This window comes from Embleya australiensis (assembly GCF_051903075.1).
GTDB lineage: Bacteria > Actinomycetota > Actinomycetes > Streptomycetales > Streptomycetaceae > Embleya.
Map to the genome: position 1 here is coordinate 2,913,970 of NZ_CP182422.1, position 26,962 is coordinate 2,940,931.

General features: G+C 71.2%; 27 protein-coding genes and 1 pseudogene. 12 read left to right on the forward strand and 16 right to left on the reverse strand.

Annotated features, from left to right (window positions below; translation table 11 throughout):
• Positions 1-27: 27 nt before the first annotated feature.
• Positions 28-432 carry a hypothetical protein gene (locus tag ACMXN5_RS12250; RefSeq protein ID WP_379999888.1) on the forward strand — a complete coding sequence of 135 codons (405 nt, stop codon included), beginning with the start codon at positions 28-30 and terminating at the stop codon, positions 430-432.
• The gene (locus ACMXN5_RS12255; protein WP_439675283.1) at positions 429-821 is read left to right on the forward strand and encodes a hypothetical protein; all 393 of its coding nucleotides are present in this window, start codon (positions 429-431) and stop codon (positions 819-821) included. Before ACMXN5_RS12250 ends, ACMXN5_RS12255 begins: the two co-directional genes overlap by 4 nt.
• Positions 822-922: 101 nt before the next feature.
• Here ACMXN5_RS12255 and ACMXN5_RS12260 read toward each other — a convergent pair whose 3' ends face one another.
• Positions 923-1,801 carry an alpha/beta hydrolase gene (locus ACMXN5_RS12260; RefSeq protein ID WP_439675284.1) on the reverse strand — a complete coding sequence of 293 codons (879 nt, stop codon included), beginning with the start codon at positions 1,799-1,801 and terminating at the stop codon, positions 923-925.
• Between the two features lie 166 nt (positions 1,802-1,967).
• On the opposite strand from ACMXN5_RS12260, the gene ACMXN5_RS12265 reads away from it, so the two are divergent.
• A complete protein-coding gene (locus tag ACMXN5_RS12265) occupies positions 1,968-3,932 on the forward strand; it encodes a BTAD domain-containing putative transcriptional regulator (protein ID WP_439675285.1) in 1,965 nt (654 codons plus the stop codon).
• Between the two features lie 23 nt (positions 3,933-3,955).
• Here ACMXN5_RS12265 and ACMXN5_RS12270 read toward each other — a convergent pair whose 3' ends face one another.
• Positions 3,956-4,528, reverse strand: coding sequence for a hypothetical protein (locus tag ACMXN5_RS12270; RefSeq protein WP_439675286.1), 573 nt, complete (start codon positions 4,526-4,528; stop codon positions 3,956-3,958).
• The gene (locus ACMXN5_RS12275; protein ID WP_439675287.1) at positions 4,525-4,863 is read right to left on the reverse strand and encodes a PadR family transcriptional regulator; all 339 of its coding nucleotides are present in this window, start codon (positions 4,861-4,863) and stop codon (positions 4,525-4,527) included. Before ACMXN5_RS12275 ends, ACMXN5_RS12270 begins: the two co-directional genes overlap by 4 nt.
• 154 nt (positions 4,864-5,017) lie before the next feature.
• On the opposite strand from ACMXN5_RS12275, the gene ACMXN5_RS12280 reads away from it, so the two are divergent.
• Entirely contained in the window at positions 5,018-6,211 is a 1,194-nt protein-coding gene (locus ACMXN5_RS12280; RefSeq protein ID WP_439675288.1) for a serine hydrolase domain-containing protein, read from the forward strand.
• A gap of 82 nt (positions 6,212-6,293) precedes the next feature.
• Here the strand turns inward: ACMXN5_RS12280 and ACMXN5_RS12285 are convergent, their stop codons facing one another.
• Positions 6,294-6,821 carry an SRPBCC family protein gene (locus ACMXN5_RS12285; RefSeq protein WP_439677993.1) on the reverse strand — a complete coding sequence of 176 codons (528 nt, stop codon included), beginning with the start codon at positions 6,819-6,821 and terminating at the stop codon, positions 6,294-6,296.
• A pseudogene (locus tag ACMXN5_RS12290) lies at positions 6,801-7,349 on the reverse strand (YbhB/YbcL family Raf kinase inhibitor-like protein); the annotation flags it as partial. The gene ACMXN5_RS12285 and the pseudogene ACMXN5_RS12290, both read right to left, overlap by 21 nt.
• Before the next feature lie 56 nt (positions 7,350-7,405).
• Here ACMXN5_RS12290 and ACMXN5_RS12295 point away from each other — a divergent pair.
• Entirely contained in the window at positions 7,406-8,092 is a 687-nt protein-coding gene (locus ACMXN5_RS12295; RefSeq protein WP_439675289.1) for a GntR family transcriptional regulator, read from the forward strand.
• On the opposite strand, the gene ACMXN5_RS12300 is transcribed toward ACMXN5_RS12295, so the two are convergent.
• The 4 genes from ACMXN5_RS12300 to ACMXN5_RS12315 all read right to left on the reverse strand — a co-directional run bounded on the left by ACMXN5_RS12300 (position 8,052) and on the right by ACMXN5_RS12315 (position 10,588).
• Entirely contained in the window at positions 8,052-8,480 is a 429-nt protein-coding gene (locus ACMXN5_RS12300) for a hypothetical protein (protein ID WP_439675290.1), read from the reverse strand. The two genes, ACMXN5_RS12295 and ACMXN5_RS12300, sit on opposite strands and share 41 nt — an antisense overlap.
• A 313-nt stretch (positions 8,481-8,793) precedes the next feature.
• Entirely contained in the window at positions 8,794-9,507 is a 714-nt protein-coding gene (locus ACMXN5_RS12305) for a hypothetical protein (protein ID WP_439675291.1), read from the reverse strand.
• A gap of 95 nt (positions 9,508-9,602) precedes the next feature.
• Positions 9,603-9,785: a DUF397 domain-containing protein gene (locus ACMXN5_RS12310; protein WP_439675292.1), complete on the reverse strand. Its 183-nt coding sequence runs from the start codon at positions 9,783-9,785 to the stop codon at positions 9,603-9,605.
• Positions 9,782-10,588, reverse strand: a complete 807-nt coding sequence (locus tag ACMXN5_RS12315) for a helix-turn-helix domain-containing protein (RefSeq protein ID WP_439675293.1) — start codon at positions 10,586-10,588, stop codon at positions 9,782-9,784. The genes ACMXN5_RS12310 and ACMXN5_RS12315 overlap by 4 nt, the downstream gene beginning before the upstream one ends.
• A 434-nt stretch (positions 10,589-11,022) precedes the next feature.
• On the opposite strand from ACMXN5_RS12315, the gene ACMXN5_RS12320 reads away from it, so the two are divergent.
• The 3 genes from ACMXN5_RS12320 to ACMXN5_RS12330 all read left to right on the forward strand — a co-directional run bounded on the left by ACMXN5_RS12320 (position 11,023) and on the right by ACMXN5_RS12330 (position 15,920).
• On the forward strand, positions 11,023-11,223 hold the full coding sequence (locus tag ACMXN5_RS12320) for a hypothetical protein (RefSeq protein ID WP_439675294.1): 201 nt from the start codon (positions 11,023-11,025) through the stop codon (positions 11,221-11,223).
• Positions 11,224-13,873: 2,650 nt separating this feature from the next.
• Positions 13,874-15,382, forward strand: a complete 1,509-nt coding sequence (locus ACMXN5_RS12325; protein ID WP_439675295.1) for an MFS transporter — start codon at positions 13,874-13,876, stop codon at positions 15,380-15,382.
• 217 nt (positions 15,383-15,599) lie between these two features.
• Complete coding sequence (locus tag ACMXN5_RS12330; RefSeq protein WP_439675296.1) at positions 15,600-15,920, forward strand: hypothetical protein; 321 nt, start codon at positions 15,600-15,602, stop codon at positions 15,918-15,920.
• A 69-nt stretch (positions 15,921-15,989) separates the two neighbouring features.
• Here ACMXN5_RS12330 and ACMXN5_RS12335 read toward each other — a convergent pair whose 3' ends face one another.
• Entirely contained in the window at positions 15,990-17,150 is a 1,161-nt protein-coding gene (locus ACMXN5_RS12335; protein ID WP_439675297.1) for an acyl-CoA dehydrogenase, read from the reverse strand.
• 242 nt (positions 17,151-17,392) lie between these two features.
• On the opposite strand from ACMXN5_RS12335, the gene ACMXN5_RS12340 reads away from it, so the two are divergent.
• Both ACMXN5_RS12340 and ACMXN5_RS12345 read left to right on the forward strand, forming a co-directional pair.
• Positions 17,393-18,712 (forward strand): UDP-glucose dehydrogenase family protein, encoded by a 1,320-nt coding sequence (locus ACMXN5_RS12340; RefSeq protein ID WP_439675298.1) that lies wholly within the window; start codon positions 17,393-17,395, stop codon positions 18,710-18,712.
• A 105-nt stretch (positions 18,713-18,817) separates the two neighbouring features.
• Positions 18,818-19,285, forward strand: a complete 468-nt coding sequence (locus ACMXN5_RS12345) for a CoA-binding protein (RefSeq protein WP_439675299.1) — start codon at positions 18,818-18,820, stop codon at positions 19,283-19,285.
• A gap of 88 nt (positions 19,286-19,373) precedes the next feature.
• Here ACMXN5_RS12345 and purE read toward each other — a convergent pair whose 3' ends face one another.
• Together purE and ACMXN5_RS12355 are read right to left on the reverse strand one after the other, a co-directional pair.
• Complete coding sequence (purE, locus tag ACMXN5_RS12350; RefSeq protein ID WP_439675300.1) at positions 19,374-19,877, reverse strand: 5-(carboxyamino)imidazole ribonucleotide mutase; 504 nt, start codon at positions 19,875-19,877, stop codon at positions 19,374-19,376.
• A complete protein-coding gene (locus ACMXN5_RS12355) occupies positions 19,874-21,013 on the reverse strand; it encodes a 5-(carboxyamino)imidazole ribonucleotide synthase (RefSeq protein ID WP_379999852.1) in 1,140 nt (379 codons plus the stop codon). The genes purE and ACMXN5_RS12355 overlap by 4 nt, the downstream gene beginning before the upstream one ends.
• A gap of 276 nt (positions 21,014-21,289) precedes the next feature.
• Here ACMXN5_RS12355 and ACMXN5_RS12360 point away from each other — a divergent pair, with 276 nt between their 5' ends.
• Together ACMXN5_RS12360 and ACMXN5_RS12365 are read left to right on the forward strand one after the other, a co-directional pair.
• Positions 21,290-21,787, forward strand: a complete 498-nt coding sequence (locus ACMXN5_RS12360; protein ID WP_439675301.1) for a GtrA family protein — start codon at positions 21,290-21,292, stop codon at positions 21,785-21,787.
• Positions 21,784-22,362 carry a GtrA family protein gene (locus tag ACMXN5_RS12365; RefSeq protein WP_439675302.1) on the forward strand — a complete coding sequence of 193 codons (579 nt, stop codon included), beginning with the start codon at positions 21,784-21,786 and terminating at the stop codon, positions 22,360-22,362. The genes ACMXN5_RS12360 and ACMXN5_RS12365 overlap by 4 nt, the downstream gene beginning before the upstream one ends.
• Before the next feature lie 52 nt (positions 22,363-22,414).
• Here the strand turns inward: ACMXN5_RS12365 and ACMXN5_RS12370 are convergent, their stop codons facing one another.
• The 4 genes from ACMXN5_RS12370 to ACMXN5_RS12385 all read right to left on the reverse strand — a co-directional run bounded on the left by ACMXN5_RS12370 (position 22,415) and on the right by ACMXN5_RS12385 (position 26,932).
• The gene (locus tag ACMXN5_RS12370) at positions 22,415-23,680 is read right to left on the reverse strand and encodes an ATP-binding protein (protein ID WP_395799913.1); all 1,266 of its coding nucleotides are present in this window, start codon (positions 23,678-23,680) and stop codon (positions 22,415-22,417) included.
• A 56-nt stretch (positions 23,681-23,736) separates the two neighbouring features.
• On the reverse strand, positions 23,737-24,408 hold the full coding sequence (locus ACMXN5_RS12375; RefSeq protein ID WP_020556678.1) for a response regulator transcription factor: 672 nt from the start codon (positions 24,406-24,408) through the stop codon (positions 23,737-23,739).
• A gap of 133 nt (positions 24,409-24,541) precedes the next feature.
• A complete protein-coding gene (locus ACMXN5_RS12380; RefSeq protein ID WP_439675303.1) occupies positions 24,542-25,372 on the reverse strand; it encodes a hypothetical protein in 831 nt (276 codons plus the stop codon).
• Between the two features lie 183 nt (positions 25,373-25,555).
• Entirely contained in the window at positions 25,556-26,932 is a 1,377-nt protein-coding gene (locus ACMXN5_RS12385; RefSeq protein WP_439675304.1) for a hypothetical protein, read from the reverse strand.
• Positions 26,933-26,962 lie beyond the last annotated feature (30 nt).

A 26,962-nucleotide genomic window follows, 5' to 3' on the forward strand; every position in this document is an offset into this window, starting at 1 on the left:
GGATCGGACCCGATCGAGGAGGACATCATGCCCGGCATCTCGAAAGCACAGGCCGCGTTCACCCTGGACGAGCCGGTGATCGAAGGCCGCTATGCCGAACTGGACGGCTACACCGTCGGGTTCGAGACCCACAAGGCCGACGTCGACCCGGCGGCGTTGTTCGCCGGACTGCCCGACGACCGCTGCCAGAGCCCGCACTGGGGTGTGGTGCTCACCGGAAAGGTGGTCTTCCGCTACCCGGACCACGACGAGGTCTACCGGGCCGGCGACGCCTACTACGGCGCTCCCGGCCACCTGCCGCTGATCTTCGCCGGCACCGAACTGGTGGAGTTCAGCCCCACCGAGGCACTGGCCCGGACCATGGCGGTCGTCGGCCGCAACCTGGCCGCGACGAAGACGGCGCAGGCCGAAAAGTCGGAGGCGCGGTCATGAACGACGTACTCGTGGCCAACCTGATCACCTTCCTGGAAACCGGCACCCCGCCGGAGGGCCTGTTCGGCCCGGACGCCTTCTGCGACCTGACCCTGCCGCAGTGGCGGCTCCAGGCCCGAGGCATCGAGGACCTGGTCGCGCTGCGCAAGGGCGGACACCCGGCCCCGGGCACCGTCGCGCGCCACCGGGTCGACCCGACCCCGACGGGGTTCGTGATCGAGGTCGAGGAGTGCTGGGAGCAGGACGAACAGCACTGGTACTGCCGGGAGTTGATCCGCGCCGACGTCGAGGGCGACACGATCGCCCGGCTTTCGGCCTACTGCACCGGCGACTGGGACGAGGCGCAACAGCGCCGGCACGCGGAGGAGGTGACGTTGCTGGAGCCGTGAGGGCGCGGGGGTGATCCTTCGCGGGCTTCGTGCGGGCTCTCGTGCGGGCTCTCGTGCGGGCGGGGCCGCCCCGACGGCCCCGCCGAGCGCCCCGCCCGCCGTCAGCGCCGCAGGAGCGCCCGCAGCGCGGCGGCGACCTCGGTGGGGGCCTCCTCCGCCATGAAGTGGCCGGTGGAGACCGTGGTGTGGGCCAGGTCGGGCGCCCAGGCCGACCACAGCGCGGCGGCGTCGAAGCCGAGGGCCGCGCCCCAGTCCTGCTGGAGCACCGTGACCGGCATCGTCAGCCGGTTGCCGGCCGCCAGGTCGGCCCGGTCGTGCTCGACGTCGATCCCGGCCGAGGCCCGGTAGTCGGCGACGATGGACGGCACCGCCTCGCGGCAGGCCTTCAGGTACGCGGCGCGGACGTCGGCGGGGATCGCCCCCTGGTCGATGGTCCAGGTGTCCAGGAAGTGGCCGAAGAAGGCGTCCGGGTCGGCAGCGATCATCCGCTCCGGCAGACCCGGCGGCTGGGCCATCAGGTACAGGTGGAAGCCCACGGCCGCGGTCACCCCGCGCATGACGTCCCACATGTCGAGGGTGGGCAGTACGTCGAGGGCGGCGAGGTGGGTGATCCGGTCCGGGTGGTCCAGGCCGGCGCGGAACGCCACCAGCGCACCGCGATCGTGCCCGGCCAGCGCGAACCGCTCGTGCCCCAGGGCCGCGGCGAGCGCGACCACGTCGGCGGCCATCGTGCGTTTGGCGTAGGCCGTACCGTCGGGGTCGACGGGCTTGTCGCTCGCGCCGTAGCCGCGCAGGTCGGGGCGGATCACGGTGTGGTCGGCGGCCAGGTCCGCGGCGACGTGCCGCCACATCAGGTGGGTCTGCGGGAAGCCGTGCAGGAGCACGATCGCGGGGCCCGAGCCGGAGACGGCGGCGTGCAGGTCGACCCCGTCCGCGACGGTGATCCGGTGGTGGCGGTCGGCGGTGGTGTCGGGTGCCATGGGTGGCCTCTTTTCCTCGTGTTTTCTTCGTCGAGTCCTTGTCGAAGGGGTGCCTCCCACCCTCGCGGCAGCGGATGAGCATCGGATGAGCGCGCGCTAGCGTGGCCCGGAGCGGGCCCGGAGCGGGGCCCGGAGCGGAACTCCGGCAGGTACGAAAGGGCTGGTCATGGCGGCGGGCGTCACGTTCGGGGTGCTCGGTCCCGTGGTCGCCTGGGACGCCGCCGGTGACCTCGTCGCCCTGAAGGGACCCCGGCATCGCGCGGTGCTGGCGCGGCTGCTCGTCGACCGGGGCCGCGTGGTGCCGGTCGCCCGGCTGGTCGAGGATCTGTGGGCGGATCCGCCCGAGGACGCGGTCGGTGCGGTGCGCACGTTCGTATCCGCGCTGCGGCGGGCCGTCGAACCGGACCGGCCGCCGCGTGCGCCGGGCCGGCTGCTGGTCACGGCAGGGCCGGGCTATGTGTTGCGCGCGGATCGGGACGCGGTCGACAGCGGGCGTTTCGAACACATGCTGGGCGCCGCCGACGCGCTGCCCCCGGGTGAGGCGCTGCCTCGGTTGACGGCGGCGCTGGAGTACTGGCGCGGCCCCGCGTACGCCGATTTCGCCGGCGAGCGGTGGGCCCGGGCCGAGCGGGCCCGGCTCGGTGAGCTGCGGCTGCACGCCGTGGAGCGCCGGGGCGCGGCCCGGCTGGCCGTGGGGCAGGCCGCACAGGCGGTGGCGGAGCTGGACGGGCACGTGGCCGAGCATCCGTGGCGCGAGGAGGGCCGGCGGCTGCTGGCGCTCGGGCTCTATCGGGACGGGCGCCAGGGCGACGCGCTCGCGGTGTTGCGCCGGGCCCGACGGTTGTTGGTCGAGCGGCTCGGGGTGGACCCCGGGCCGGCGTTGCGGCGGCTGGAGGCGGACATCCTCGCCCAGGACGACCGGCTCGGCGCGATCGATCCGGCCGGGCGGGTGTGGGCGGAGGTCGCGGCCGAGTACGACCGTACGCTCGCCCCGGGCTCCCGGGCCCGGTTGGCGTCGTCGGTGGGCCTGACGCGCGACCTCGCCGTGGGCGGCGGAGGCGGCCTGGCGGCGGCCCGCCGGCACCGCTCGGCGACCATCGAGGCGGCCGAGGCACTGGGCGATCCGGAGCTGACCGCCCGGGTGATCGGGGCGTACGACGTCCCGGCGATCTGGACCCGCGTCGACGACCCGGAGCACGCGGCGCACGTGGTCGCGGCGGCGGAGCGTACCCTGCGGGCGCTGCCGGCGGGCGAGCACGAGGCCGCGCGGGCGCGGTTGTCGGCCACCATCGCGGTGGAGTCCCGGGGTACCCGCTCGCCACGCGCCGCACGGGCCGCCCGCGAGGCGGCGGAGCTCGCCCGGCGACTGGACGACCCGGCGCTGTCGGCGTTCGCCCTGAACGGCGTATACATGCAGTCGTTCGAGCGGGCGGGCCTGTCCCCACGCCGCGAGCGGATCGGCGCGGAACTGACCGAACTCGCCGAGCGGCACGGCCTGATCACCTATGCGGTCCTCGGCCGGCTGATCCGGATGCAGGGCCGCGCCGCGCTCGCGGACTTCGCCGCGGCCGAGGAACACGCGCTGGTGGTGGACCGGTTGGCCGACCGCCACGAACTGCCCCTGGCCAAGGTCTTCACGCAATGGTTTCGCGCGCTGCGCCTGGCCGCGACCGCCTCGGCGGAGCGGACGGGCGAGGCCGACGCCGCCTACCGCGACGCGGCCGGCCGGCTGGCCGGGGTCGGCATGCCGGGCCTCGAACACGGGCTGCTGCCCCTGGCGTTGTTGTGCCTGCGGCTGCGGCACGGCTGGCCCGCGCACTGCGACGACGACACCGATTGGGGTCCCCACGAGCCGTGGGCCGGGCCGCTGGTGCTGCTGGCCCGAGGCGCCCGGGACGAGGCCGCGGCGCGCCTGCGGGACGTACTGGATCCGCCGCCGGGGCTGCTGTTCGAGGCGCTGTGGTGCCTGGCCGCGCGGGCGGCGATCGGGGTGGGCGATCGGGCGGTGATGGCGCGCGCCGTCACCGCCCTCACGCCGGCGGCGGCCGAGGAGGCCGGCGCCACGAGCGGCCTGCTGACCGCCGGCCCCGTGGCGGGTCACCTCCGTGACCTGGCCGATGCTCTCGGCTGAGCCCTACGGTGCGCCCTGGGGAGTCAGGACCCGCTCGGGACACCCGGCAGGGGCGGTGGCGGCAGCAGGTCGGTTCCGTCTGCGGCGAACCGGTGCTTGTGCAGCGTGCGGGTGCGATAACGCCTGGAATACATGGGGTTGAGGGTCCCCAGTACGAGTACGGCGAGCAGGACCCACTGCCCGGTTCGGGGTGGAAGCAGGAGTTCGGGATCCGTGAGAACGGTCGAGCCGAGACCGCTCACGGCCATCATGAGCACAAACAGGACGATGCCCTCCAGCTGGCCGCAGAAGTTTCTGCGGAGGTAGTGGAAACGGCCGAGGGCGTCGTCCCGAACCCACATGCGGTAGCGGTCCGGCATCCGCGTGGCGAACAGGCGGTAGGCGAGCCAGTGGTGCAGCGGAGGACGGTCCCGCAGCCGGGTCAGCAGCCCGCCGCGCACGATGTCCCATGCCTCGCCCGCCGACGGCCGGGTCGCGCCGGGCGGGGCGGCGTCGAGCAGGGTGCCGAGGAGTTCGGCCTCCCGGGCGAGCCGGTAGCGGGGTGGGTAGGCGCGCAGCAGCAGGCGACAGTGTCTCTCGTACGTGTCGTTCATCATCCCGCCGGGTTGAGGACAAAGGGTGGGGTACCGAGCCGGCGCGCGGCTCGGTGGGCGAGTTCCGCAAGTCGTGCGGTTTCGGCGGTGAGGGCCTGGCGGCCCTCGCCGGTCAACGTGTAGTAGCGGCGGAACCGGCCGCCGACGACCTCTTCGCGGTCGAGTGCGACCAGGCCTTCGCCGGCGAGCCGGTCCAGCGCGCCGTACAGGGTCCCCGCGCCCAACTTGACTCTCTCGTCGGAGAGTTCGCGGACCGCGGTGATGATCCCGTAGCCGTACAGCGGCTCGGGGGCCAGTGCGAGCAGGATGAGGTAGCTCTGCTCTCTCAGTGGCTTCATGACCGTTATATATCGCGCGGCGATATATAACGGCAAGAGGCAGTCGGGGTGGTGGCACTACCCCGAGTCGGGAGGTTGGCCGGATCGTGCCGGGTGGGTGTGGGCGCGGATCCTGGATCAGGCAACCGACCGGCATCCCCACAGGAGTTGACTCGTGCGTTCATCGGCACGGCACACCCGCCACCCTTCCCGACGACCCCGGCTCGGCCGGCGCGGCACGGTCTCGGCCGTGGCGGCGCTGGCCGCCGGCCTGATCGTGGCGGGGGTGATGGCGCCGCCCGCGGCGTCGGCCGGCGGCCGGCCGGACGGCGTACAGCGGGGCCTGGACGCGCTGGTCGGGCCCACCGGCCCAGTGGGCGCGCCGGGCGCGCTCGCGAGCGTCGAGGACCGGCACGGGCACACCCGTACGTACACCGCGGGCGTGGGCGACATCGCCACCGGCGCGAAGGTGCCCCGGGACGGCCGGGTCCGGGTCGGCAGCAACACCAAGGCGTTCACCGCGGTGGTGGTGCTGCAACTGGTCGGCGAGGGCAAAATCCGACTCGACGAGCCGATCGAGACCTACCTGCCGGGCGTGGTCCACGGGGACGGGATCGACGGGAACGTCATCACCGTCCGACACCTGCTCCAGCAGACCAGCGGGCTGCCCAACTACACCGAGTACAACCTGCAACTGCGCTACTACGAGCCGCGCGAGCTGGTGGACATCGCACTGCAGCACCCGGCCGACTTCGCGCCCGGCGAGAGCTGGAAGTACAGCAACACGAACTACGTACTCGCGGGCATGCTCGTCGAGAAGGTGACCAAGCACCCCATCGCCCGAGAACTCGACCAACGCATCATCAAGCGCCTCGGCCTGCACGACACCTACTTCCCCGCCCCGCACGACAGCAGCATCCGGGGCCCGCACCCCAGGGGCTACGACCGGGAGTCGCCGGGCGCGCCGCTGACCGACATCACCGAGATGGACCCGTCGTGGGCGTGGTCGGCGGGCCAGATGGTCTCCACCGACTCCGACCTGAACCGCTTCTACGGCAGGCTCCTGAAGGGCGACCTCCTCAAGCCGGCCCAACTCGCCGAGATGCGCGGCGACACCCGCCCGGCCGAGAAGACCTTCGGCCCCGGCGCCCGCTACGGCCTGGGCCTGGTCAGCAAGCCGCTGTCCTGTGCCGGCGGTGGCAGCGAGCTGTACTGGGGACACGGCGGCAGCTTCCCGGGCTACGAAACCCGAGGCGGCGCCACCGACACGGGCCGCGCGGCCAACGTGGCGGTGACCGTGCAACTCGGCGACGAGGCCGCCAGGCAGCGGGTCGACGACATCGTCACCACCGCCCTCTGCCGTTCCTGAGCCGGGCCTCCCGGGTGCGTCCGACGAGTCGGGTCGGCGGTGGGCATACGACTCGTCGGACGCCCCGGGGGCGCCGGAGCGATCAGGCCGCGGCCCGGCGGCGGACGGTGCGTTCGAGGATTCCGAGGGTGGCCTTGAGCGCCGATTCGGGGACCACCGGGAAGGTGAGGCGCCGCTTCCACTCCTCGGCGAGTTCCGACCAGTCGTAGTAGGACGTCACGAGGGTGCCGCCCTCGACCGGCGCCAACCGGTAGCCGTAGACGTGGCGGACGTGCGGTCGGATGCGGCCCTCGACGGTCCAGGCGATCTCCTCGTTCGGGACGAGCTTGGTGATCACGACCTCGACGTCGTACTTGCCCAGGGGGAAGTCCCCAAGGGCTTCCCGGTCCATGTGGACCACGAAGCGGTCGCCGGGGCGTTCCACTCGTGCGCCCTCGGCGTCGAGGAGCATGCCCGACGCGTCGATGTCCACGTGGCCCCGCGGGTCGGTCAGGACCGCGAAGACGGCTTCGGCGGAGGCGGGGACGAGGCGGGAGACCTCGACGCGTTCGACGGCCTCGTCCGGGTCGAACTCCTCGCCCTCGCCGAGAGTTTGCGCCGTGGCGGTCAGCGTCGCCCGGCCGAGGGTGTGGGTGGACATGGTGAAGCCGAGCAGGGCGGGGGTGCCGTCGGTGGGGACGTCGATGGACTCGACATCGAGGGCGTGTACGACCACGAGGTAGCGGTGCCGCCCGTGCCCGGCCGGCGGAGCGGCGCCGACGAAGCGGGCCGCGCGGGCGTCGTTGGGCAGTTGGAAGGCGCCTTCGGGCAGGCCCGAGCCGGTGTCGTCGCCCGCGCCTTCGGGGAGTTCGGCGACGTGGGCGGGGATGTCGGCGACCGCCCAGTGCCAGAAACCGGATCCGGTGGGGGCATCGGGGTCGTGGATCGTGACGGCGAAGCTCTTGGTGCCTTCCGGCGCTCCGCTCCAGGAGAGGTGCGGGGAGAGGTCCTTGCCGCCCGGCATGCCAAACATGCCGGACAGCTGCGCGGGCGCCCAGGGAGCGCCGTCGGCGACGGAGGCGCTGGTCACGGTGAACGGGGCGGCCTCGGGGAGGCGGGTGAAGTGATTGCGGGGGTTGCCGGGTTGGTCGATGCTCATGGATCGACGATAACACGGATAATCGATTATCTGCGGGATCGTCTATAGTGAGCGACGTGACCCAGACGCCGTCCCCCGCCTCGCCCGCACCGGCGAAACAGATGCTTTCCGAGCAGGTGCATGCCCACCTGCGGGACGCGATCATGCGCGGCGTACATGCCCCCGGCGACGCGCTCAAGCCGCAGGACCTCGCGCGGGCGCAGGGCGTGAGTCTGGCCGTCGTCCGCGAGGCGCTGGTGCGGCTGGTCGGCGAGGGGCTGGCGGACCGGCTGCCCAATCGAGGATTCGCCGTACCGGCCTTCTCGGATCGGCGCTGGCAGGAGATCGCCGAGGCGCGCCGGGTCGTGGAGCCGGTCGTGCTGCGCATGTCCGTCGAGCGCGGCGACGTCGACTGGGAGGCACGCGTACGCGCGGCGCACCACCGGCTGGCCCGGACGGTGCCGTACGACACCGAGGAGGGCGAGTACTACAGCAGCGCCTGGGCCGAGGCGCACCGAGTCTTCCACCGCACGCTGCTGGAGGGTTGCGGCAATCCGGTCCTGCTGGAGACGTTCGACCGTATGTGGACCGCAAGCGAGTTGGCCCGCCGCTGGTCGGCCCACCGCAACCCCGACCGCGACGGGATCGACGAACACCGCCGCCTGGAGGAGGCGGCCCTGGCCCGTGACCCGGAGGCCGCAGCCGCGATCCTGACCACCCACCTCACCCGAACCGCCGCCGACCTGACCCTCGGAGAAACCTGACCCGCCTCCGACTCGTCACCGGCCCAACGCGTCGAATCCCGAAGCAGAAGGCGACGATGAGCACGTACCAAAGAGTCGCGCCCCAGTGCCAGGCGCCGATGGCGACGAGGAAGGCCGCCCAGAGCAGAAGCAACGTGTGCCCCACCGCCGTTGCCGTGAACGCGCGCGATCGCAGCGCGGCCGACCGGACGATGAGGCCGAACACGGCGTAGAAGTCGATCCCGGCCATGACCAGGGCGACCAGCGTGGAGACGCCACGGCCCTCGGACTCGACACCGTAGCCGTCGACCGTGGACGGCCCCATGAACGGCCCGGTCAACGACGGCATCGCGTTGGAGTCGAGGCCGACATGGTCGACACCGACGGCGATGGCGTACCAAAGCCACACGGGAACTTCGAGAACCAACAACGCCCCGAGCCAGACACACAGATACCTCAGGCCCCACGCACGCAACGACTCCGAACGGACCACATTTCCCCTCGACTTCCGACCCCGTCCCGAGCCGCCGGGCCGGTTCCTCGCCCGGAGTCGGGAGCCGGCTCTGCGCGTCGGTGGGATCGACGCTCCGAATGACGACGCGGCTTCCGGCTTCCGGGTCCCCGGGCCCCGGACAATGTAGTGGACCCAATCTGCCGCACAGGGGTCGTGGCCATAGTCCACCGCTGGGCCCGGCAGGTGGGCCGCGCCCACCCGAACGGTGTCAGCCGCGCCACTTCCGGATGAGCCGGTAGCGCCGCGGGTCCGCGATGCCGTGCAGATCCTCGGCGAGCAGGAACGGTCCGTCGCCACCGAGGAGTTGCAGCCGCCGCACCTCGCGCACCGGCCGCAGTCCGAAGGCCGACTCCAGCTCCAGGTCGAGCCGGCCCGCCGCATCGTCGAACCACCAAGACCCGACGACCCGGCCCACCAGGCCCGCCCGACGGTGCGTGCCGGTCAGCGCAGCGCGGTCAGGGGAGCCGATTCCCATGGGGCCGAGTTCCAGGGCCAGGACCTCCCCGAGGCGGGGATCACTCTCGATCGTCCAGGGTCCGGGCTCGACCACCCCGCCGGATCCGGAACGGCCCCGGGATCGAGCCGCGCCCAACCGCCGTACGACCTCGGCAGCCACTTCCCGGACGTCACAACCGAGCGGCAATCGCTCCACGCGGCCGCCTTCCGGCGGGGCCGTCGCATCGAGCGGCCAGACCAGACACGACTTGCCGAACGATGCCGCGTATTCGCACTGCACTCGCGCGTGCCGATCCTGGGCCGCGCCCCGAGACCAGACCAGCAGCACGAGGTCGCAGGCCCCCAACTCCTGAAGCACCGGATCGGCGGGCAAGCCGTCGGAGAGATCCCGGATCTCATCCACGGCAGTCCGCACACCCGCGTCGCGCAACAGGGCATCCAGGCCGACGGCCCGATCGGCGTTCATGGGCGAGTGGACGAGGAACACCCCGACCCGGCGGGCCGGTTCGAAGCCACCACCCCCAAGCCCCGGCGATCCAGCGCGAGTTCCATCAACCACACCTAGCCCCGAAGCCCCCGAAGCAACTCACCCCACGCAGCAGGGCTGATCTCCAAGTAACCACGCCCGCGATCCTTGGTGTCACGAACACCTGTGGACGCCGGAAGCGGAGCTACCTCGACACACGACTGGTTCCCGGTCGAACCAAGCGCCTTCCGCCAGGCGTAGCCGTCGATGTTCTTCAAAGGGCTTCCAATCTCGTCACTATCGCCTGCCGTGACTCGTCTTCGCTCAAGGCAGCAGCGCGCTGATGTTCCAGGTTTCGCCTGTAGCGCTTGACGCTTCGGTCATCCCTGATGATCTGCGCACCACTGTCCCACTCGGCTTGAACTACCGGCGGTGCGGGTGCCGGTAGATCCAACAAGGTGACGGCTCCCAGGAAGGGCACAACCACCGCGTCGAACGGAACGATTCGCAAACTGACGTTTTCGAGCCGGGTCAGTTCCAACAGGTAATGCAACTGCTCTTGCAAGGCTAGCCGACCGCAGAACGACTGCCACAGTGCGACGGCCGACAACGTAACCGAGACCGCCATCTCCCCATCGGTCAGAACCCGTTGCCGCTCCATTCGCAAGGCGAGGAGCATCTCGACGTCATCCGGATCGGGAACGAACGACGATCGCATGATGGTTGCCCGAGCGTAGCCCTCGGCCTGCATTTGTCCCGGCACGAGCGTTGAGGCGATGCCCATGGCACACGCACGGGATTCGAGCAGGATCAACTCCTCGTATTCCTTGTTCAGCACCTCGGCATACCTCACCCACCATTGCTCCGGTTCACGCTCCACTCCGAGCGCTTGGTCGAGACGCATCCGGGCCACCGGAGTCAACTCCAAGATGTCGGCCAGCACCGCGACCTGATCCGGCTTGATGGGCGTGAGCCCGGTCTCCAGTCGCGACAGCGTGCTTTCGTGCCAACCGGCGCGCTGTGCAACGTGCCTCATCAACAACCCGGCTTCCTTGCGTAGTCGTCGCAACTCGGCACCCACTCGGGCTGGATCACGCACCATCAATGTCCTCCGCGATACGCGCCGTGACTCACACGCACCGAAAACTCGACACAAACTTGCTGCAAGCGAATTTGCATGTCAGCGTATTGAGAGTAACGGAACGACTCCCCTCCGTAACAGTCATCGGAGCATGCTCGGCGGCAGGCAAGGGTCCCATGACACCGAATCGGTCAAACCGCCCATCCCAAAGGCCCGTTCGTCCAGCCAAAGGCGCATGGATCCGCGATGGTCTCAGCGGCCTGTGCGGGGTCTGCGAATCGTCAACCAGCCAAACCGTGTTCGCCCGCACGCTCGCCGGCACATCGTTCACGGCCCGCGCCGACGACGTCCGCGTCCTCTCACCCGACGCGGCGACGGACGCGGTCTACACCCCGCCCGTCAAGCCAACACCCATCCCCACAGAAGGAGTTCGCATGAGCAGCCTGCCACTGGTGCGCGAAGGCGACATCGTCGAGCACGCACACGAGGACCAGCGCAACGAGTTCCGGACCGGCCGCGTCACCCTCACCGGAGTCGGCATGGTCACCGTCGAACCCCTCGACGGCACCCCGAAGTGGACCGTCGACCGCTACGAGGTACGGCACATCGCCGAGGCGGCCCGCCGATCCGACTGACCCGCAGGTGGGCGGGTGACCGATTCCAAGCAGCGCCCGCCCACCTGCGACACCCGCGACCCCGAAGGGCAGCGATGGCAAACGCACAATACCGACCACAACCACCCAACCGGAGTCCCAACCGCCAACTCCACTCGCTCGCGGGATGGTTGCGAACCGCGATCAAGCGCAGACCCGGCATCACAAGCGCGATCCGCTTCCTAACCGGCGCCGCACCACCCCACCCCCTCCCCACCGACTGGCGAGCCCACCTCCCCAACCCGGCCGACCGCATCGAATCCGGCCTCGCCCACGACTGACCACACCTTTACCCCTTCAGAACGGGGCGGGCGGGTTCCAACCAGGGATCACCGTGCATCCGACCCTCAAGCCACACGAGGCCGAACAACAACGTCATTCCATCAACCGAAGCAAAGCCGAGAGCACCGCCGGACGTTGCACTTTGGTTGCGACGTCCCGGTGCGGGGCGGACCAGAGTCGCCGGGGTGGGCCGCTGCCGGCGTGCGGGGCTACGAGGCCCGGGGCTCCCGACGAGACGCGCGCTTGCTCGGCGGAAAACCGGCAGGCAGCAGCGGGCAGGAAGGCGGTGCGGTTGAGCCGGCCGGTGAGCCTTCCCGAGTGGGTCGGGTGCTTTCGGCGGGGCTTGCGCCTTGGTTGCCAAGGGTCGGGGCCGGTCAGAGTCGCCGAGCCGGCCGCCGCCGGCGTGCGGGGCTCCAAGACCGGGGTTCGCGGCGAGGCGTGGGCTTTTGCTCGGCGGAAAACCAGCCGGCAGCAGCGGGCAGGAGGGGGCTCGGGTCGAGTCTGCCGAGGTGCTTTCCCGAGTGGGTCGGGTGCTTTCGGCGGGGCTTGCGCCTTGGTTGCCGAGGGTCGGGGCCGGTCAGAGTCGCCGGGTCGGCCGCCGCCAGCGTGCGGGGCTCCGAGACTGAGGGCTCCCGACGAGAGCTGCGCTTTGCTCGGTGGAAAACCGGCTGGCAGCGGCGGGGAGGGAGAGGGGTCGGGTCGGGTTTGCCGGGGGCCTTTCCGAGTGGGTCGGGGCGTTTCGGTGTGCGGTGGGCATGTGAGTGACGATGGCTCACGAAACCGGACGGCGTTGGGTGTCGCGGCGCCGAAGCGAGAGAAAATCGCAGGTCGGAGCAGAAGGAGAGCCGTTTCGGGTGCCTCGGGATCCGGTTTCGGCCCCCACGGGTCCCCACTGGGCAGTTTCGGTCGTCCTCGCCGGTCTGCGTGAGGGCGAAGCGCGCGAAACCGACTCGACCGGGCAGTTTCGGTCTCTCCTACGCCGTCGAGGAGCCCCAGGCGCACGAAACCGGCACTCGACACCCGATTCTCCGCCCCGACCACGCAAAACCGCAGGTCACCGAAGCTCAAGGCTTCGAACCACCCATCGCGATCCGGTTTCGAACCCCAGCCCCTCCCGAAGCACTCCAAATCCACTCGCAAAGGCCCCTGGCAAACCCGACCCGACCCCTCTCCCTCCCCGCCGCTGCCGGCCGGTTTTCCACCGAGCAAAGCGCGCGTGCCGGCGGGAGCCCCCAGTCTCGGAGCCCCGCACGCTGGCGGCGGCCTGCTCGGCGACTCTGACCGGCCCCGACCCTTGGCAACCAAGGCGCAAGCCCCGCCGAAAGCACCCGACCCACTCGGGAAAGCACCTCGGCAGACTCGACCCGAGCCCCCTCCTACCGCTGCTGCCGGCTGGTTTTCCGCCGAGTGAAGCGCGCATCTCGCCGCGAGCCCCGGGCCTCGAAGCCCCGCACGCTGGCGGCGGCCCACCACCGACTCTGACCGGCCCCGCACCGGCACCACCCGACCAAGACGCAACGCCCGCCGCAAACACCCGACCCACCCGAAAAGGCACCTCGGCAAAATCGACCAGAGCCCCTCCTGCCCGCCGCTGCCGGCCGGTTTTTCTGCCGAGCAACGCCCGCGCCTCGTCGGGAGCCTCAGGCCTCGGGGCCCCGCACGCCGGCGGCGGCCGGCCCGGCGACTCTGACCGGCCCCGCACCGGCACCACCCAGCCGAGGCGCAATTCTCGCCGCACACGCCCGACCCACTCGGGAAGACTCACCGGCGAACGCAACCGCACCGCCTCCCTGCCCGCTGCTGCCGGCCGGTTTTCCGCCGAGCAAAGCGCGCATCTCACCGGGAGCCCCGGGCCTCGGAGCCCCGCACGCCGGCGGCGGCCCGCCCGGCGACTCTGACCGCCCCCACACCGGCACCGCCCGACCAAGACGCAACGCCCGCCGAAAGCACCCGACCCACTCGGGAAGACTCACCGGCCGGCTCAACCGCGCCGCCCTCCCTCCCCGCTACCGCTGCCGGCCGCTCTTCCGCCAAGCAAAGCGCGCGTCTCGCCGGGAACCCTCAATCTCGGAGCCCCCCACGCCAACGGCGCCGGAAACGCGCCGGCCCACGCGGAGTTCCGGTCATCGGAGCCAGGCATCAAGTCGGCGGCCGGCGCGCCCGCTGCCGACCCGACCCGACCGGACCCGACCCGACCCGACCCACCCATCGTCCCGTTCGAAATAAGTCCGATGCATATCGTCTATAACAAAACTATCTGCTAACGTCTCTCCTGCCGCCGGACGAACACCCGGCGCAGAGCCGGGCCGAGCCGCCCGGGCCGCCGGACCATACGAGGAGAGACAGAGCCATGGCACTGCCGGTCACCGCAAAGACGCCACCGCGCGAACCGCGCACGTATCCGCGCGGCCTCGCTCTCACGCTGCTGTGCGCGGGCATGCTGATGGTGATCCTGGACGGCACGATCGTGACCGTCGCGCTCACCTCGATCGGCGCGGACCTCGGGTTCTCGTCGGCCGATCTCGCCTGGGTCATGAACATCTACATGATCGCCTTCGGCGGCCTGCTGCTCCTCGCCGGACGGCTCGGCGACCTCTTCGGGCGCAAGCGCATGTTCCTCGCCGGGCTCGCCGTCTTCACCGTCGCGTCGCTGCTGTGCGGCGTGGCCACCGGCCCCGAGATGCTGCTCGCGGCGCGGTTCCTGCAGGGCGCCGGCGGCGCGATGGCGTCCGCCGTCAGCCTCGGGATGATCGTCACGCTCTATCCCGAACCCGCCGAACAGGGCAAGGCCATCGGCGCGTTCAGCTTCATCGGCGCTGCGGGCGCGTCCCTGGGCCTGGTGCTCGGCGGTGTGCTCACCGAGGCGGCGAACTGGCACTGGATCTTCCTGGTCAACCTCCCGATCGGCGTCGTCACGCTGGTCCTGGCGACACGCGTCCTGGATGCCGACACCCCCGCCTCCGGCGCTCGTGGCAGGGCCGACATCGTCGGGGCCGTCCTGGTCACCGGCGGGCTGATGTTGCTGGTGTACGCCGTGGTGAAGGCCGAGGCGTACGGGTGGGACTCGGCCAAGACCTGGGCGCTGCTGGCCGGTTCGTTCGGGCTGCTGGCGCTGTTCACGCTCCGCCAGGCCCGGGTCGCGGCGCCGCTGCTGCCGCTGCGCACCTTCCGCTCCCGCAACGTGAGCGGCGCGAACGTCCTCCAAGTGCTCACGATCGCGGCCATGTTCGGCTTCCAGGTGCTGGTCGTCCTGTACATGCAGCACGTCCTCGGCTTCGGGGCGGCCAAGACCGGCTGGGCGATGTTCCCGACCGCGCTCGCCATCGGCGTCGTCTCCCTCGGCGTCTCCGCCCGCGTCATCGGCCGCTTCGGCGCCCGGAACGTGCTGGTCGCCGGCCTGCTCATGCTCACCGCCGGCATGGCCTACCTGGCGCGCGTCCCGGTCGACGGCTCGTACCTGATCGACCTGCTCCCGGTGTTCGTCCTGATCGGTGGCGGCGGCCTGGTCCTGCCCGCACTCGCCACGCTGGCGATGTCCGGTGCCCGGCCCGAGGAGGCGGGCGTCGTCTCCGGCCTGTTCAACACGACCCAGCAGATCGGCGGGGCCCTCGGCGTAGCGCTCCTGAACACCCTCTCCACCTCCCGCACCGACACCCTCGCGGGGCAGGGCAAGTCCGCCGCCGAGGCCCTGACCGGCGGCTTCCACCTGGCATTCACGGTGGGGACGGTCCTGCTCGCGGCCTCGGCGATCATCGCCATGCTGGTGATCCGCACTCCGCCCACGACCGTCGTCGCCGGCAACACCGCCGCCCCGGAGACCGACCGGGCCGCGACGGCCCCGGCCGTCCACGTCGGCTGACAGCCCCCCGCCCCGAACGACACGGCCCCCGCCGAGACATCCCGGCGGGGGCCGTGTCGTGTGCCCGTTCACTCCTTCGGAGGATTCGGCCGCAATCCGCCTCCATCGGGAAACCATCCGGATGGTATTGGCATGGCCGATATCCCGGCGCGTGCCCGCGCTCCGGTCGGTCGTCCGGCGCCACGTACGTGCGCCGGAGTCCCACGAAGGAGAAGACATGGCCCAGCCCGGAATCACCCCGCGTCGGCTCGGCATCCGCGGCGCCGGAGTGCTCGTCGCCCTGCTCGCCGGCATCACCACCACCGCCGCTTCGGCCGCCCCCGCCCGGGCCGGCGAGGTCTTCCAGTGCGCGTCGGTATCCCCCGACCTGCCCAACCTCTTCGCCAACTCGTGCAACACCGACCGCTGGGGCCCTGTCTCCGACTTCGTCGTGACCGACCAGGCTCGCAATGCCTGGCGCTGCGAGCAGGGCTGGGTCGAGGGCTCGTTGTGGATCAGCGGCCAGGGGTGTCGCCGACTCGCGACGTCCGGGGGCTGAACCGCCGCGCTCCCCGCCGAGACCCCTCGGCGGGGAGCGCGATACCCCACGACGCGTCGAACGGGCCGCCTACTTCGGCAGGTTCCTCGCCATCACGATCCGCTGCACCTGATTCGTGCCCTCATAAATCTGCGTGATCTTCGCGTCACGCATCATGCGCTCCAGCGGGTAGTCACGTGTGTAGCCGTATCCACCGAGCAACTGCACCGCGTCGACCGTGATCTCCATCGCCGCGTCCGACGCGAAGCACTTGGCCGCGGCGCCGTGGAAGGTCAGGTCCGCGTCGCCGCGCTCCGACTTGGCCGCCGCCGCGTAGGTGAGCTGCCGGGCCGCCTCCAGCTTCATCGCCATGTCCGCGAGCATGAACTGGATGCCCTGGAAGTCGGCGATCGGCTTGCCGAACTGCTTCCGCTCCTGCACGTACCCCTTGGCGTAGTCCAGCGCGCCCTGCGCGATGCCCAGCGCCTGCGCCGCGATCGTCACGCGCGTGTGGTCGAGCGTCTTCATCGCGGTGGCGAAGCCCGTGCCCTCCTCGCCGATGATCCGGTCGGCCGGGATGCGTACGTTGTCGAGGTAGACCTCGCGCGTCGGCGAGCCCTTGATCCCGAGCTTCTTCTCCGGAGCGCCGAACGAGACACCCTCGTCCGACTTCTCCACCACGAACGCCGAGATGCCCTTGGAGCGCTTTTCCGGGTCGGTCACGGCCATCACCGTGTAGAACTCGGACACGCCCGCGTTGGTGATCCAGCGCTTGACCCCGTTGAGCACCCACGAGTCGCCGTCGCGCACCGCGCGGGTCTTCATGGCCGCCGCGTCCGAACCGGCCTCCGGCTCGGACAGGCAGTAGGAGAACATGCCGTCGCCGCGCGCGACGGCGCCGAGGTAGCGCCGCTTCAGGTCCTCGGACCCGGACAACATCACCGGCATGCTGCCCAGCTTGTTCACCGCCGGGATCAGCGACGAGGACGCGCACACCCGGGCGACCTCCTCGATCACGATCACGGTGGCGAGCGCGTCGGCGCCCGCGCCGCCGTACTCCTCGGGGACGTGGACCGCATGGAGATCGTTCGCGGTGAGCGCGTCGAGCGCTTCCTGGGGAAAGCGCGACCGCTCGTCGACCTCTGCCGCGAACGGGGCGATCTTCGCCTCGGCGAGCGCGCGGACCGACTCGCGGAGCATGTCGTGCTCCTCGGAGACGCGGAACAGGTCGAAGTCTTTACGTCCGGCCACGGGTGCCTACCTCTCGGGACTGAAGGTGCCCTCTGGGACTGAAGGGCTACGGGCTGCGGGGGGTACCTGTTTTATTACCGCTCAGTAAACAACATGGACGTCCACAATTATTCAGCCGCACCCCGCCGACCCTCGCATCGGGACGGCCACGGTTCGGCGACGGTGCCCCGGGCCCGGCCGATACGATCCAGATTCGATCCGGATCCCACCCATTCCTCCGACGAAGAAGTCAGGTGACGTACGTGGCACCCCGCATCACGGTCATCGGTACCGGCTACCTGGGCGCCACGCACGCCGCGTGCATGGCCGAACTCGGCTTCGAGGTCCTGGGGATGGATGTGGACCCGGACAAGGTGGCCACCCTCGCGAGCGGCCGGATCCCCTTCTGGGAGCCGGACCTGGAGGAGCTGATGGCCCCGCACGTCGCCTCCGGCCGGCTGCGCTTCACCACCGACATCGCCGAGCTGGCCGCGTTCGGCGACGTGCACTTCGTCTGCGTGAACACGCCGCAGCGCAAGGGCGAGTTCGCCGCCGACGTGTCCTACGTCGACGCCGCCGTGACCGCGCTCGCCCCGCTCCTGGAGCGGCCCTGCCTGGTGGTCGGCAAGTCCACCGTCCCGGTCGGCACCGCCGATCGGCTGGCGAGCCGGATCGCAGAGCTGGCCCCCGCGGGCGCCGCGGCCGAGCTTGCCTGGAACCCCGAGTTCCTGCGCGAGGGCTTCGCCGTCCGGGACACCCTGCACCCGGACCGGCTCGTGATCGGCGTGCGCTCGCAGGCGGCCGAGGACCGGCTGCGCGAGGTGTACGCGACCCTGCTCGACGAGGGTGTGCCGCTCGTGGTGACCGACTTCGCCACCTCTGAGCTGGTCAAGACCGCCGCCAACTCGTTCCTGGCCACCAAGATCTCCTTCATCAACGCGATGGCCGAGGTCTGCGAGGCGGCCGGCGCCGACGTCGAGCAGTTGTCCGAGGCGCTCGCCTTCGACCCCCGGATCAACGGCCGTTTCCTCAAGGCCGGGCTCGGCTTCGGCGGCGGTTGCCTGCCCAAGGACATCCGCGCCTTCATGGCCCGGGCCGGCGAGCTGGGCGCCGACCAGGCGCTCACCTTCCTGCGCGAGGTGGACGCGATCAACATGCGCCGCCGCTTCCGGATGGTCGACCTCGCCCGGGAGCAGTGCGACGGCAGCTTCCTGGGCCGTCGGGTCGCCGTGTTCGGGGCGGCCTTCAAGCCGAACTCCGACGACATCCGCGACTCACCCGCGCTCAACGTCGCCGCCCAGGTGCAGCTCCAGGGCGGTGAGGTGACCGTGTACGACCCCAAGGCGATGGACAACGCCCGCAAGATGTATCCGGGCCTGACCTTCGCGGAGACCGCCTTCGACGCGGCCCGCGGCGCCCACGTGGTGCTGCATCTGACCGAGTGGGCGGAGTTCCGCGAGATGGATCCGGCCGAGCTGGGCGAGATCGTCGCCGAACGTCGTGTACTCGACGGGCGCAATGCCCTCGACCCGGTGCGCTGGCGCGGCGCAGGATGGACGTACCGGGCTCTCGGTCGCCCCTGAGTAGCCGGCCCGCCCCGGGGGCACACTCACCGGGCCGACGGCGCCGCGCCGTCCGTCTGTCGGGGGGCACCGCGAGCAGCGAGACAAGACTGCGAGGTCATCAGCATGCCTTACGGCGACGAGGCCACGATCCGACGGATCCTCGACACGCACACCTGGGCGGTGGTGGGGCTCAGCACCAACTCCCACCGCGCCGCATACGGAGTAGCCGCGTTCCTCCGTCAGTGGGGAAAGCGCGTTGTGCCCGTGCATCCCAAGGCGGAGACGGTGCACGGCGAGCCGGGCTACGCCACGCTCGCCGAGATCCCGTTCCCGGTCGACGTGGTCGACGTGTTCGTGAACTCGGAACAGGCCGGCGAGATCGCCGACCAGGCCGTCAAGATCGGCGCGAAGGCCGTCTGGTTCCAGTTGGACGTGATCGACGAGCGTGCCTACCAGCGGGTCCGCGACGCGGGCCTGGACATGGTGATGGACCGCTGCTCGGCGGTGGAGCTCCAGCGCATCACCATGACGAGCACAAGCACAAGCACAAGCACAAGCGCAAGCACGGGTACGGGCCCGAGCCCGGCCTGAGCCGCACGCCACCGGGGCCCGAGCACCCGCTCGGCCCCGGTGGACGGCCACGACCCGGCCGGGACCGACTACAGCCGGCCAACGCCCCCTACGACCCGACCCGCTCCCGCAGCTTGCGCCCCTTCTCGGTCGCCTGCGCCTTCAGCTCCGCCTGGAACTCGCCCATCCGGGCCAGCAGCGCCGGATCGTGCGCGGCCAGGATCCGCACCGCCAGCAACCCCGCGTTGCGCGCTCCGCCGATCGAGACGGTCGCCACCGGCACACCGGCCGGCATCTGCACGATGGACAGCAGCGAGTCCATGCCGTCCAGGTACTTCAGCGGCACCGGTACGCCGATCACCGGCAGCGGGGTGACCGAGGCCAGCATCCCGGGCAGGTGCGCGGCGCCGCCCGCGCCGGCGATGATCACCTTCAGGCCGCGCCCGGCGGCCTCGGTGCCGTACGCGATCATCTCCTGCGGCATTCGGTGCGCGGAGACCACGTCGGCCTCGTAGCCGATCCCGAACTCGTCCATGACCTGCGCGGCGAGTTCCATCACCGGCCAGTCCGAGTCGGACCCCATGACGATGCCGACGTCGGGCTGCGTGCTCATTCGGTGATGTCCCCTCGGAGGTAGTCGGCGGCGTGCCGGGCGCGCTCGCGCACGTCGGCCAGGTCGTCGCCGCACACGGTGACGTGTCCGACCTTGCGGCCGGGCTTCACGTCCTTGCCGTACATGTGCACCTTGACCCCGGGATCGCGGGCCATCACGTGCAGGTACGGGCGGTACATGTCGGGGTAGTCGCCGCCGAGCACGTTGACCATCACCGTCCACGGCGCCCGGGCGCGCGGGTCGCCCAGCGGCAGGTCGAGCACCGCGCGCAGGTGGTTCTCGAACTGCGAGGTGACCGCGCCGTCGATGCTCCAGTGGCCGCTGTTGTGCGGACGCATGGCCAGCTCGTTGACCAGGATCCGGCCGTCGGCGGTCTCGAACAGCTCGACCGCCAGGTGCCCGGTGACGTCCAGCTCGCCCGCGATGGACAGCGCGATCCGCTGGGCCTCGACCGCCCGCTCCTCGCTCAGGTCGGGCGCGGGCGCGATCACCTCGCGGCAGACCCCGTCCACCTGGATCGACTCGACCACGGGGTAGGCCACCGCCTGGCCGTGCGGCGAGCGCACCACGCAGGCCGCCAGCTCGCGGGTGAAGTCCACCTTCTCCTCGGCCAGCACCGGCACCCCGGCCGCGAACGGCACGGCGGCCTCGTCCTCGTCCCGGACGATCCACACGCCCTTGCCGTCGTAGCCGCCGCGCGTGGTCTTGAGCACCACCGGCCAGCCGCCCACCTCGGCCGCGAACGCCGCGACCTCCGCCGGGTCGGCCACGATCCGGTTGCGCGGGCACGGTACGCCGATCTCGGCCAGCCTGGCCCGCATCACGCCCTTGTCCTGGGCGTGCACGAGCGCGCGCGAACTCGGCCGCACGGCGACCCCGTCGGCCTCCAGGGCCTCCAGGAGCGCGGTGGGTACCTGCTCGTGGTCGAAGGTGACCACGGCGCAGTCCTGCGCGAAGCGGCGCAGGTCGGCGAGATCGTCCTCGCTGCCGAGCACGACGTCGCCGACCACCTGGGCCGCGGATTCGGACGGGGATGCGGCGAGTACGCGAAAGCGGGCGCCGAGCGGGATTGCGGCCTGGTGCGTCATGCGGGCGAGCTGGCCGCCGCCGACCATGCCGACGACTGGGAACGTCACGGGGGAAGGGTACCGACCCGCCGCCGACGCTCGCGGCGCCGGGCGGCGCGAAGCCGGTCGCGGCGGCACGACGCCGCGCCACGCGCGCCGCCGCCCCGGTGTTCGTCGGTGCTCCGGAACGCTCCAGGGGGACCCGCGCCACAGGTGACGCGGGATGTTCCGGTAAAGAGTGTGCGACGGGAGGGAGACCGGGCGCCGATGTCGAACGGCCGCGACGGCTACCCTCGTCGAGTGAGTCGTCGAGTCGGTAGCACCCGTGGTGCCAGAGGAGCGTCCGTGCCTTCGCCCGTCGACGCCCTGTCCGAGGGAGCCGCCGGGCCGCCGGCGAGCCGGATCGCCCGGGTGCGCTCCGAGGTCACCCAGTTCCTCGTGGCGGGCGGCCTGGCCTACGCGGTGGACGTCCTCGTGTTCAACCTGTGCCTGTCCCTGGGGATGGGCGGGGTCGGCGCGAAGATCACGTCCTCGATCCCGGCGACGATCGTCGCGTACGTCGGTAACCGATACTGGACCTATCGGCATCGGGATCGCACCGGCGTCGGGCGCGAGTACACGCTCTTCTTCGTGTTCAGCGCGATCGCCGCGGGCATCCAGGCGTCGAGCGTGTTCGTGTCGCACACCCTGATGGGCTACGAGAGCAAGCTCGCCGACAACATCTCGGCGAACATCGTCGGTATGGCTCTCGGCACGCTGTTTCGCTTCTGGGCATTCCGCACGTGGGTGTTCAAGCACAAACGGCCGGACCCCGTACCGGTCGCCGAAGGTGGCATGTCGTGAAGGCGCTCCGGAATTGGTACGACCGGGTCGGACACCTGCTGCGCGAAACGCTGAAGTTCGGCGCCGTCGGCGGGTTCGGCGTGGTCGTGAACGTGATCGTGTTCAACCTGTGTCGTGACCACCTGGGCCTGGCCTCGGTGCGCTCGTCGGTGATCTCGACGGCCGTCGCGATCGTGGTGAACTATCTCGGCAACCGCTACTGGGCCTTCCGGCACCGCACCTCCGACGACAGTCGGCGCGAGTTCGTGCTGTTCATGGTGTTCAGCGGGGTCGGCATGGCGATCGAGGCCGGCACCGTGGCGATCTCGCACTACTGGCTCGGCCACACCTCGCTGCTCGCGGACAACATCGCGAAGTACGCGGTCGGCCTGCCGCTCGGCACCCTGTTCCGGTTCTGGTCGTATCGCACGTGGGTGTTCACCGGCACCCACGAGATCGACCGCAAGCCGGTCCGGGTGGTCGCGCCGCCGGGCGACGAGGACGCGGACGATCGGCCGGCGGGACCCGCCGGCACCCGACTGGACACCGAGGCCGCGCGGCTGGTCGAGGACGAGAGCAAGACCTCCCGGGCCTGAACCGGCCCGCACCTCCCCCGCTCACCGCCTCCGACCACGACGCGACGAACCGTCAGCCGTGCCCTTCCTCCGGGTGGGCCGCCAGGAACACCGCGAACACCGGCGGCCGCTGCTGGAGCAGCTCCAACCGCCCCCCGTCGGCCTCGGCCAGATCCCGGGCCACCGCGAGCCCCAGGCCGGTCGAGTTGTGGCCGCTGACCGCCCGCTCGAACACCCGCGCACCCAGCTCGTCGGGCACGCCCGTGCCCTCGTCCTCCACCTCGACCACCACGGACGTCCCGGTGATCCGGGTCCGGATGTTCACCGCGCCCGCGCCGTGCATCAGCGTGTTCTCCACCAGCGTGGCCAGCACCTGGGACAACGCGCCCGGCGTGGCCACCGCGGTCAGCCCGCGCTCGCCCTCGACCCGGATGCTGCGGCGGGCCTCGCGGAAGTTGGGCCGCCACTCGTCGATCTGCTGCTGGATCACGTCGTCCACCCGGACGGTGACCGCGGACATGTTGCGCGGGTCGCGCCCGCCGGTGCCGCGCCGACTGCTGGTCAGCAGCCGCTGCACCACGTCGGTCAGCCGCTCGACCTGGGAGAGCGCGATCGCCGCCTCTTCCTTGACGATCTCCGGGTCCTCGGTGGCGATGATCTCCTCGAGGCGCATGGACAGCGCGGTCAGCGGGGTGCGCAGCTGATGCGAGGCGTCGGCGGCCAGCCGGCGCTCGGCGGTGAGCATCCTGGCGATCCGCTCGGCGCTCTGGTCCAGCACCTCGGCGACCCGGTCCAGCTCCGGCACGCCGTAGCGGCGGTGTCGGGGCCTGGGGTCGCCCGAGCCCAAGCGCTCGGCGGTCTCGGCCAGGTCGGTCAGCGGGCGGGCCAGGCGGCGGGCCTGCCAGACCGCGAGGGCGGCGGCGGCCGCGACCGCGAGCAGCGCCACGCCCAGGATCAGCAGCAGCGATTCGCGGATCTTGGTGGTCACCCGCTCGCGCGGCTCGCCGACGGTGACCGAGTCGCCCATCTCGCCGGGCATGGTCTTCTCGAAGACCCGGCCGCTCGGCTTGTCGCCGATCACCAGCGGAGGATCGCCCGGCAGCCGCACGATCGCGTAGCGATGCGGCTCGACCTGGCGGCGCAGCAGCGCGGCGTCGGAGTGCTCGCCGGAGGCCATCCGCAGTTCGACGACCTCCAGGATGCGGGCGGCCTCGGCCTTGAGGCTGTCGCCCGCGGTGTTCTCGATCGCGTGCGTCTCGACGAACGCCAACGGCACGCCGAGTACGGCCACGACGACCAGGACCACGCCGAGCGTGGTGTTGATGAGCCTGCGACGCAAGGTGGATCCCGTCAGCTTTTCGAGGTCGGCTCGCGCGAGGTCGGCCCGGCTCCGGCTCAGCTCTTCTCGAAGCGGAAGCCCACGCCGCGCACGGTGGTGATGTAGCGGGGGTTGCCCGCGTCGTCGCCGAGCTTCTTGCGCAACCAGGAGATGTGCATGTCGAGCGTCTTGGTGGAGCTCCACCAGGTGGTGTCCCAGACCTCGCGCATCAGCTGGTCGCGGGTGACCACCCGGCCCGCGTCGCGCACGAGCACGCGCAGCAGGTCGAACTCCTTGGCGGTGAGCTGGAGCTCCTCCTCGCCGATCCAGGCGCGGTGCGAGTCGACGTCGATCCGCACGCCGTGCACACCCTGGCCGACGTCGGCCGCGCCGCGCCGCAGCAGCGCGCGCACGCGCGCGAGCAGTTCGGCGAGCCGGAAGGGCTTGGTGACGTAGTCGTCGGCACCGGCGTCGAGGCCGACCACGGTGTCCACTTCGTCGGCGCGCGCGGTCAGGACGAGCACCGGGAAGCCGTGCCCCTCGGCGCGCAGCCGCCGGCACACCTCCAGGCCGTCCATGCCGGGCAGACCGAGGTCGAGGACGAGCAGGTCCACCCCACTCTGCGCGGCGCATTCGAGAGCGCTTGGGCCGTCCTCGCGCACCTCGACCTCGTAGCCCTCTCGGCGCAACGCACGCGCGAGTGGTTCGGAGATGGATGCGTCGTCCTCGGCGAGCAGTACGCGGGTCATGACCTTGATGTTACTGACGCGGGGGCGCCACGTTGACGAGCTCCGTACGAGCGGACCGGAGGAGCCCGGGATCGGCGGGCATTTTTCGCCGACCGGAGGTCGGCGGACCAGTGCCCGGAAGGCGGCGTTCACCTCACCATTCGTCGTCTTTGTGGCGACGCCAGGAGAAGACCATCGTGGACGCGGCCATCAGCAGGATCAGCCCGCCGGCGACGATCCAGATGATCGCTCCGCCGGAGATCTCGCCGTCGTCGCCGCCCCGGCTCTCGACCATCGCGTCGGGGCTGCGCGCCGCGCTCGCGGTCGGGTCCTGCGTACCCCCCGACGGGGTCTGGGCCGGCGCCTGGCCCGATGCCGGGGGTGCTCCGGCCGTCGGGTCGCCCGGGGCGCCGGAGGGGCCGTCGGGGGCCGCTCCCTGGAGGTCGACCCGCAGCGTCATCGCGGGCGGCGCGGGCGCGGTCGGGAAGCACGTGGTGATCTGGTCGCCGAAGATCGCGGTGGTGGTGACCATCTTGCCGGGGGCGATCCGGACGTCACCCTTGGCGTCGAGCGGCACGGTGATCTCGCCCTCGTACGGCGGCACCACGATCAGCGCGGGCGTACCGGGGATGTCCACGCGCATCTTCGGGCCCTGGAGGGTGAGTTCGCCGCTCGCGCCGCCGGAGAGGACGAGCTGGATCGACGGGGTCAGCGGGGTGCCGGGGAACGGCAGCGGGCTGGTGGCGGGGCTGCCGCCGAGGGTGACCTTGATCCGCGCCTTCTCGCCCGGGCGGATCGGATCGGTCGGGCCGTCGAGGGAGATCTGCTGCGGACCGTCCACGGCGGGCTGGTCCAGCGGGATGACGCAGTGCACCGGCACGGTCAGCGGTTCCGCCGCGGCGGGCGCGGCGAGCGCGAGCACCGGGCCGACCGCGCAGGCCAGGGCGAGGGCGGCGCCGGCCGGGCGTGAAGCCGAGAGAGCCATCGGGGGTCGCGTTCCTTCTCGTGGGCGACGAACGGGAGTCGGGCGGGAGTCGGGGCGGAGCGGAAGTCGGGGCGGGATATGGCCGAAGGGTCCCCCGGCCGGGTGAGGACCGGCAAGGGGACCCTTCGCATGCGGTTTCGGTTCGGGCCGGATTCGGTCGTGGTGCCCGGAACCGACCGGCCGTCAGACCTGGTTGCGGATCCGACGACGGTAGGGCACGAACAACATCAGCGCGATCGCCGCGAGCACGGCGGTGCCGGCCGCCATCGCGAACGCGGTCATGCCGCCGCCGGAGGCACCGGTGTGCGCGAGGTCGCCGGTGCTGCCGCCGGTGGAGCTGCTGCCGCCGTTGGTGCCGACGTTGCCCGAGGGGGACTGGGTCAGCGTGGGCGGCGGGGTGCCGGCGTCACCCTTGGCCTTGAGGGTGGCCGAGACGTCGGTGTGGGTGACCGTGCAGGTGGTGGTGGACTTGGCGTTGATGGAGCCCAGCGACGCCTTGGTCGCGATCTTCAACTGGCCCGGCGTGAAGGTGTAGTCGCCGCCGCCCCACACGTCGAACTTGCCGGTGATCGGCCCGTCCACCTTCAGCGGGTCGCCCCCGTTGACCTTGACCGCCTTCTCCGGGCCGACCAGCTCCAGCGGTGCCTTGGTCGAGCCCTGCGCCACGTCGATGGTGATCGTGGGCACGAACTTGAGGTCGATGTCGCTGCCGGGCAGGCTCGACGGCGCCTTGCCGACCAGGTTGTCCTTGAACGAGGCCGAGATGTCCAGCTTGGCGCCCTTCGAGGCGGTGCCGGGCACGGTGACGGTCACCCCGTAGGTCGCCGTCGTGTCCGGGATCTCGACCGGGAAGTCCTCGACCACCGTCTTGCAGGTGTAGTCGACGTTCACTTCCTTGCCGTTCGGCGGACCGGGCGGCTCGTTCGAGGGGGACGTCGAGGTCGACGGAGACGCGGACGTCGACGGCGAAGCGGAGGTCGACGGCGAGGCCGAGGTCGAGGGGATGGCGCCGCCGTCCACCGGGAGGGTGCCGAGCTTCGGCGTGCCGTTCACCGTGCAGGGCACGTTGATGATGCCGGCGGCGTTCAGCACCAGCTTGGTCGGCGTGATGTCGATGTCGCCCTTGGCGTCGGACGGCACCTTGATCTTCGCGTTGAAGTCGGGAAGCGTGATCGGCTGACCCTTGGTGACCTGGATCTTGCCCTCCTCCCCGACGATCTTGAGGTCCTGGGTCGAACCTCCCGACGCCTTCGCGTCGAACGTCGCGGCGAAGGACACCGGCTGGGGAAGGGTCTCCGGCCCGTTGACCGGAGTGGCGCCCATGCTCACCTTGACCGTGGCCTCGCCGCCCGGCGCGGTCTTGGCGGTCGGCATCTCCAACGAGATGTTGAAGTCGTCGGTGACGTCCGGCGAGTTCGGCGGATAGGGGATCTTGCAGGTCATGTTGACCTTGACCGGAGCGGCCTGTGCCGCGGGTGCCAACACGATCATGCCCGTGCCCCCCGCCACCAACATGCCGCCGACGGCGGCGGTGGCGAGTCTTGTCTTGGCCTTGCTCATCAGGTTGTGCTCCCTTCGTCGGGGCGGGAC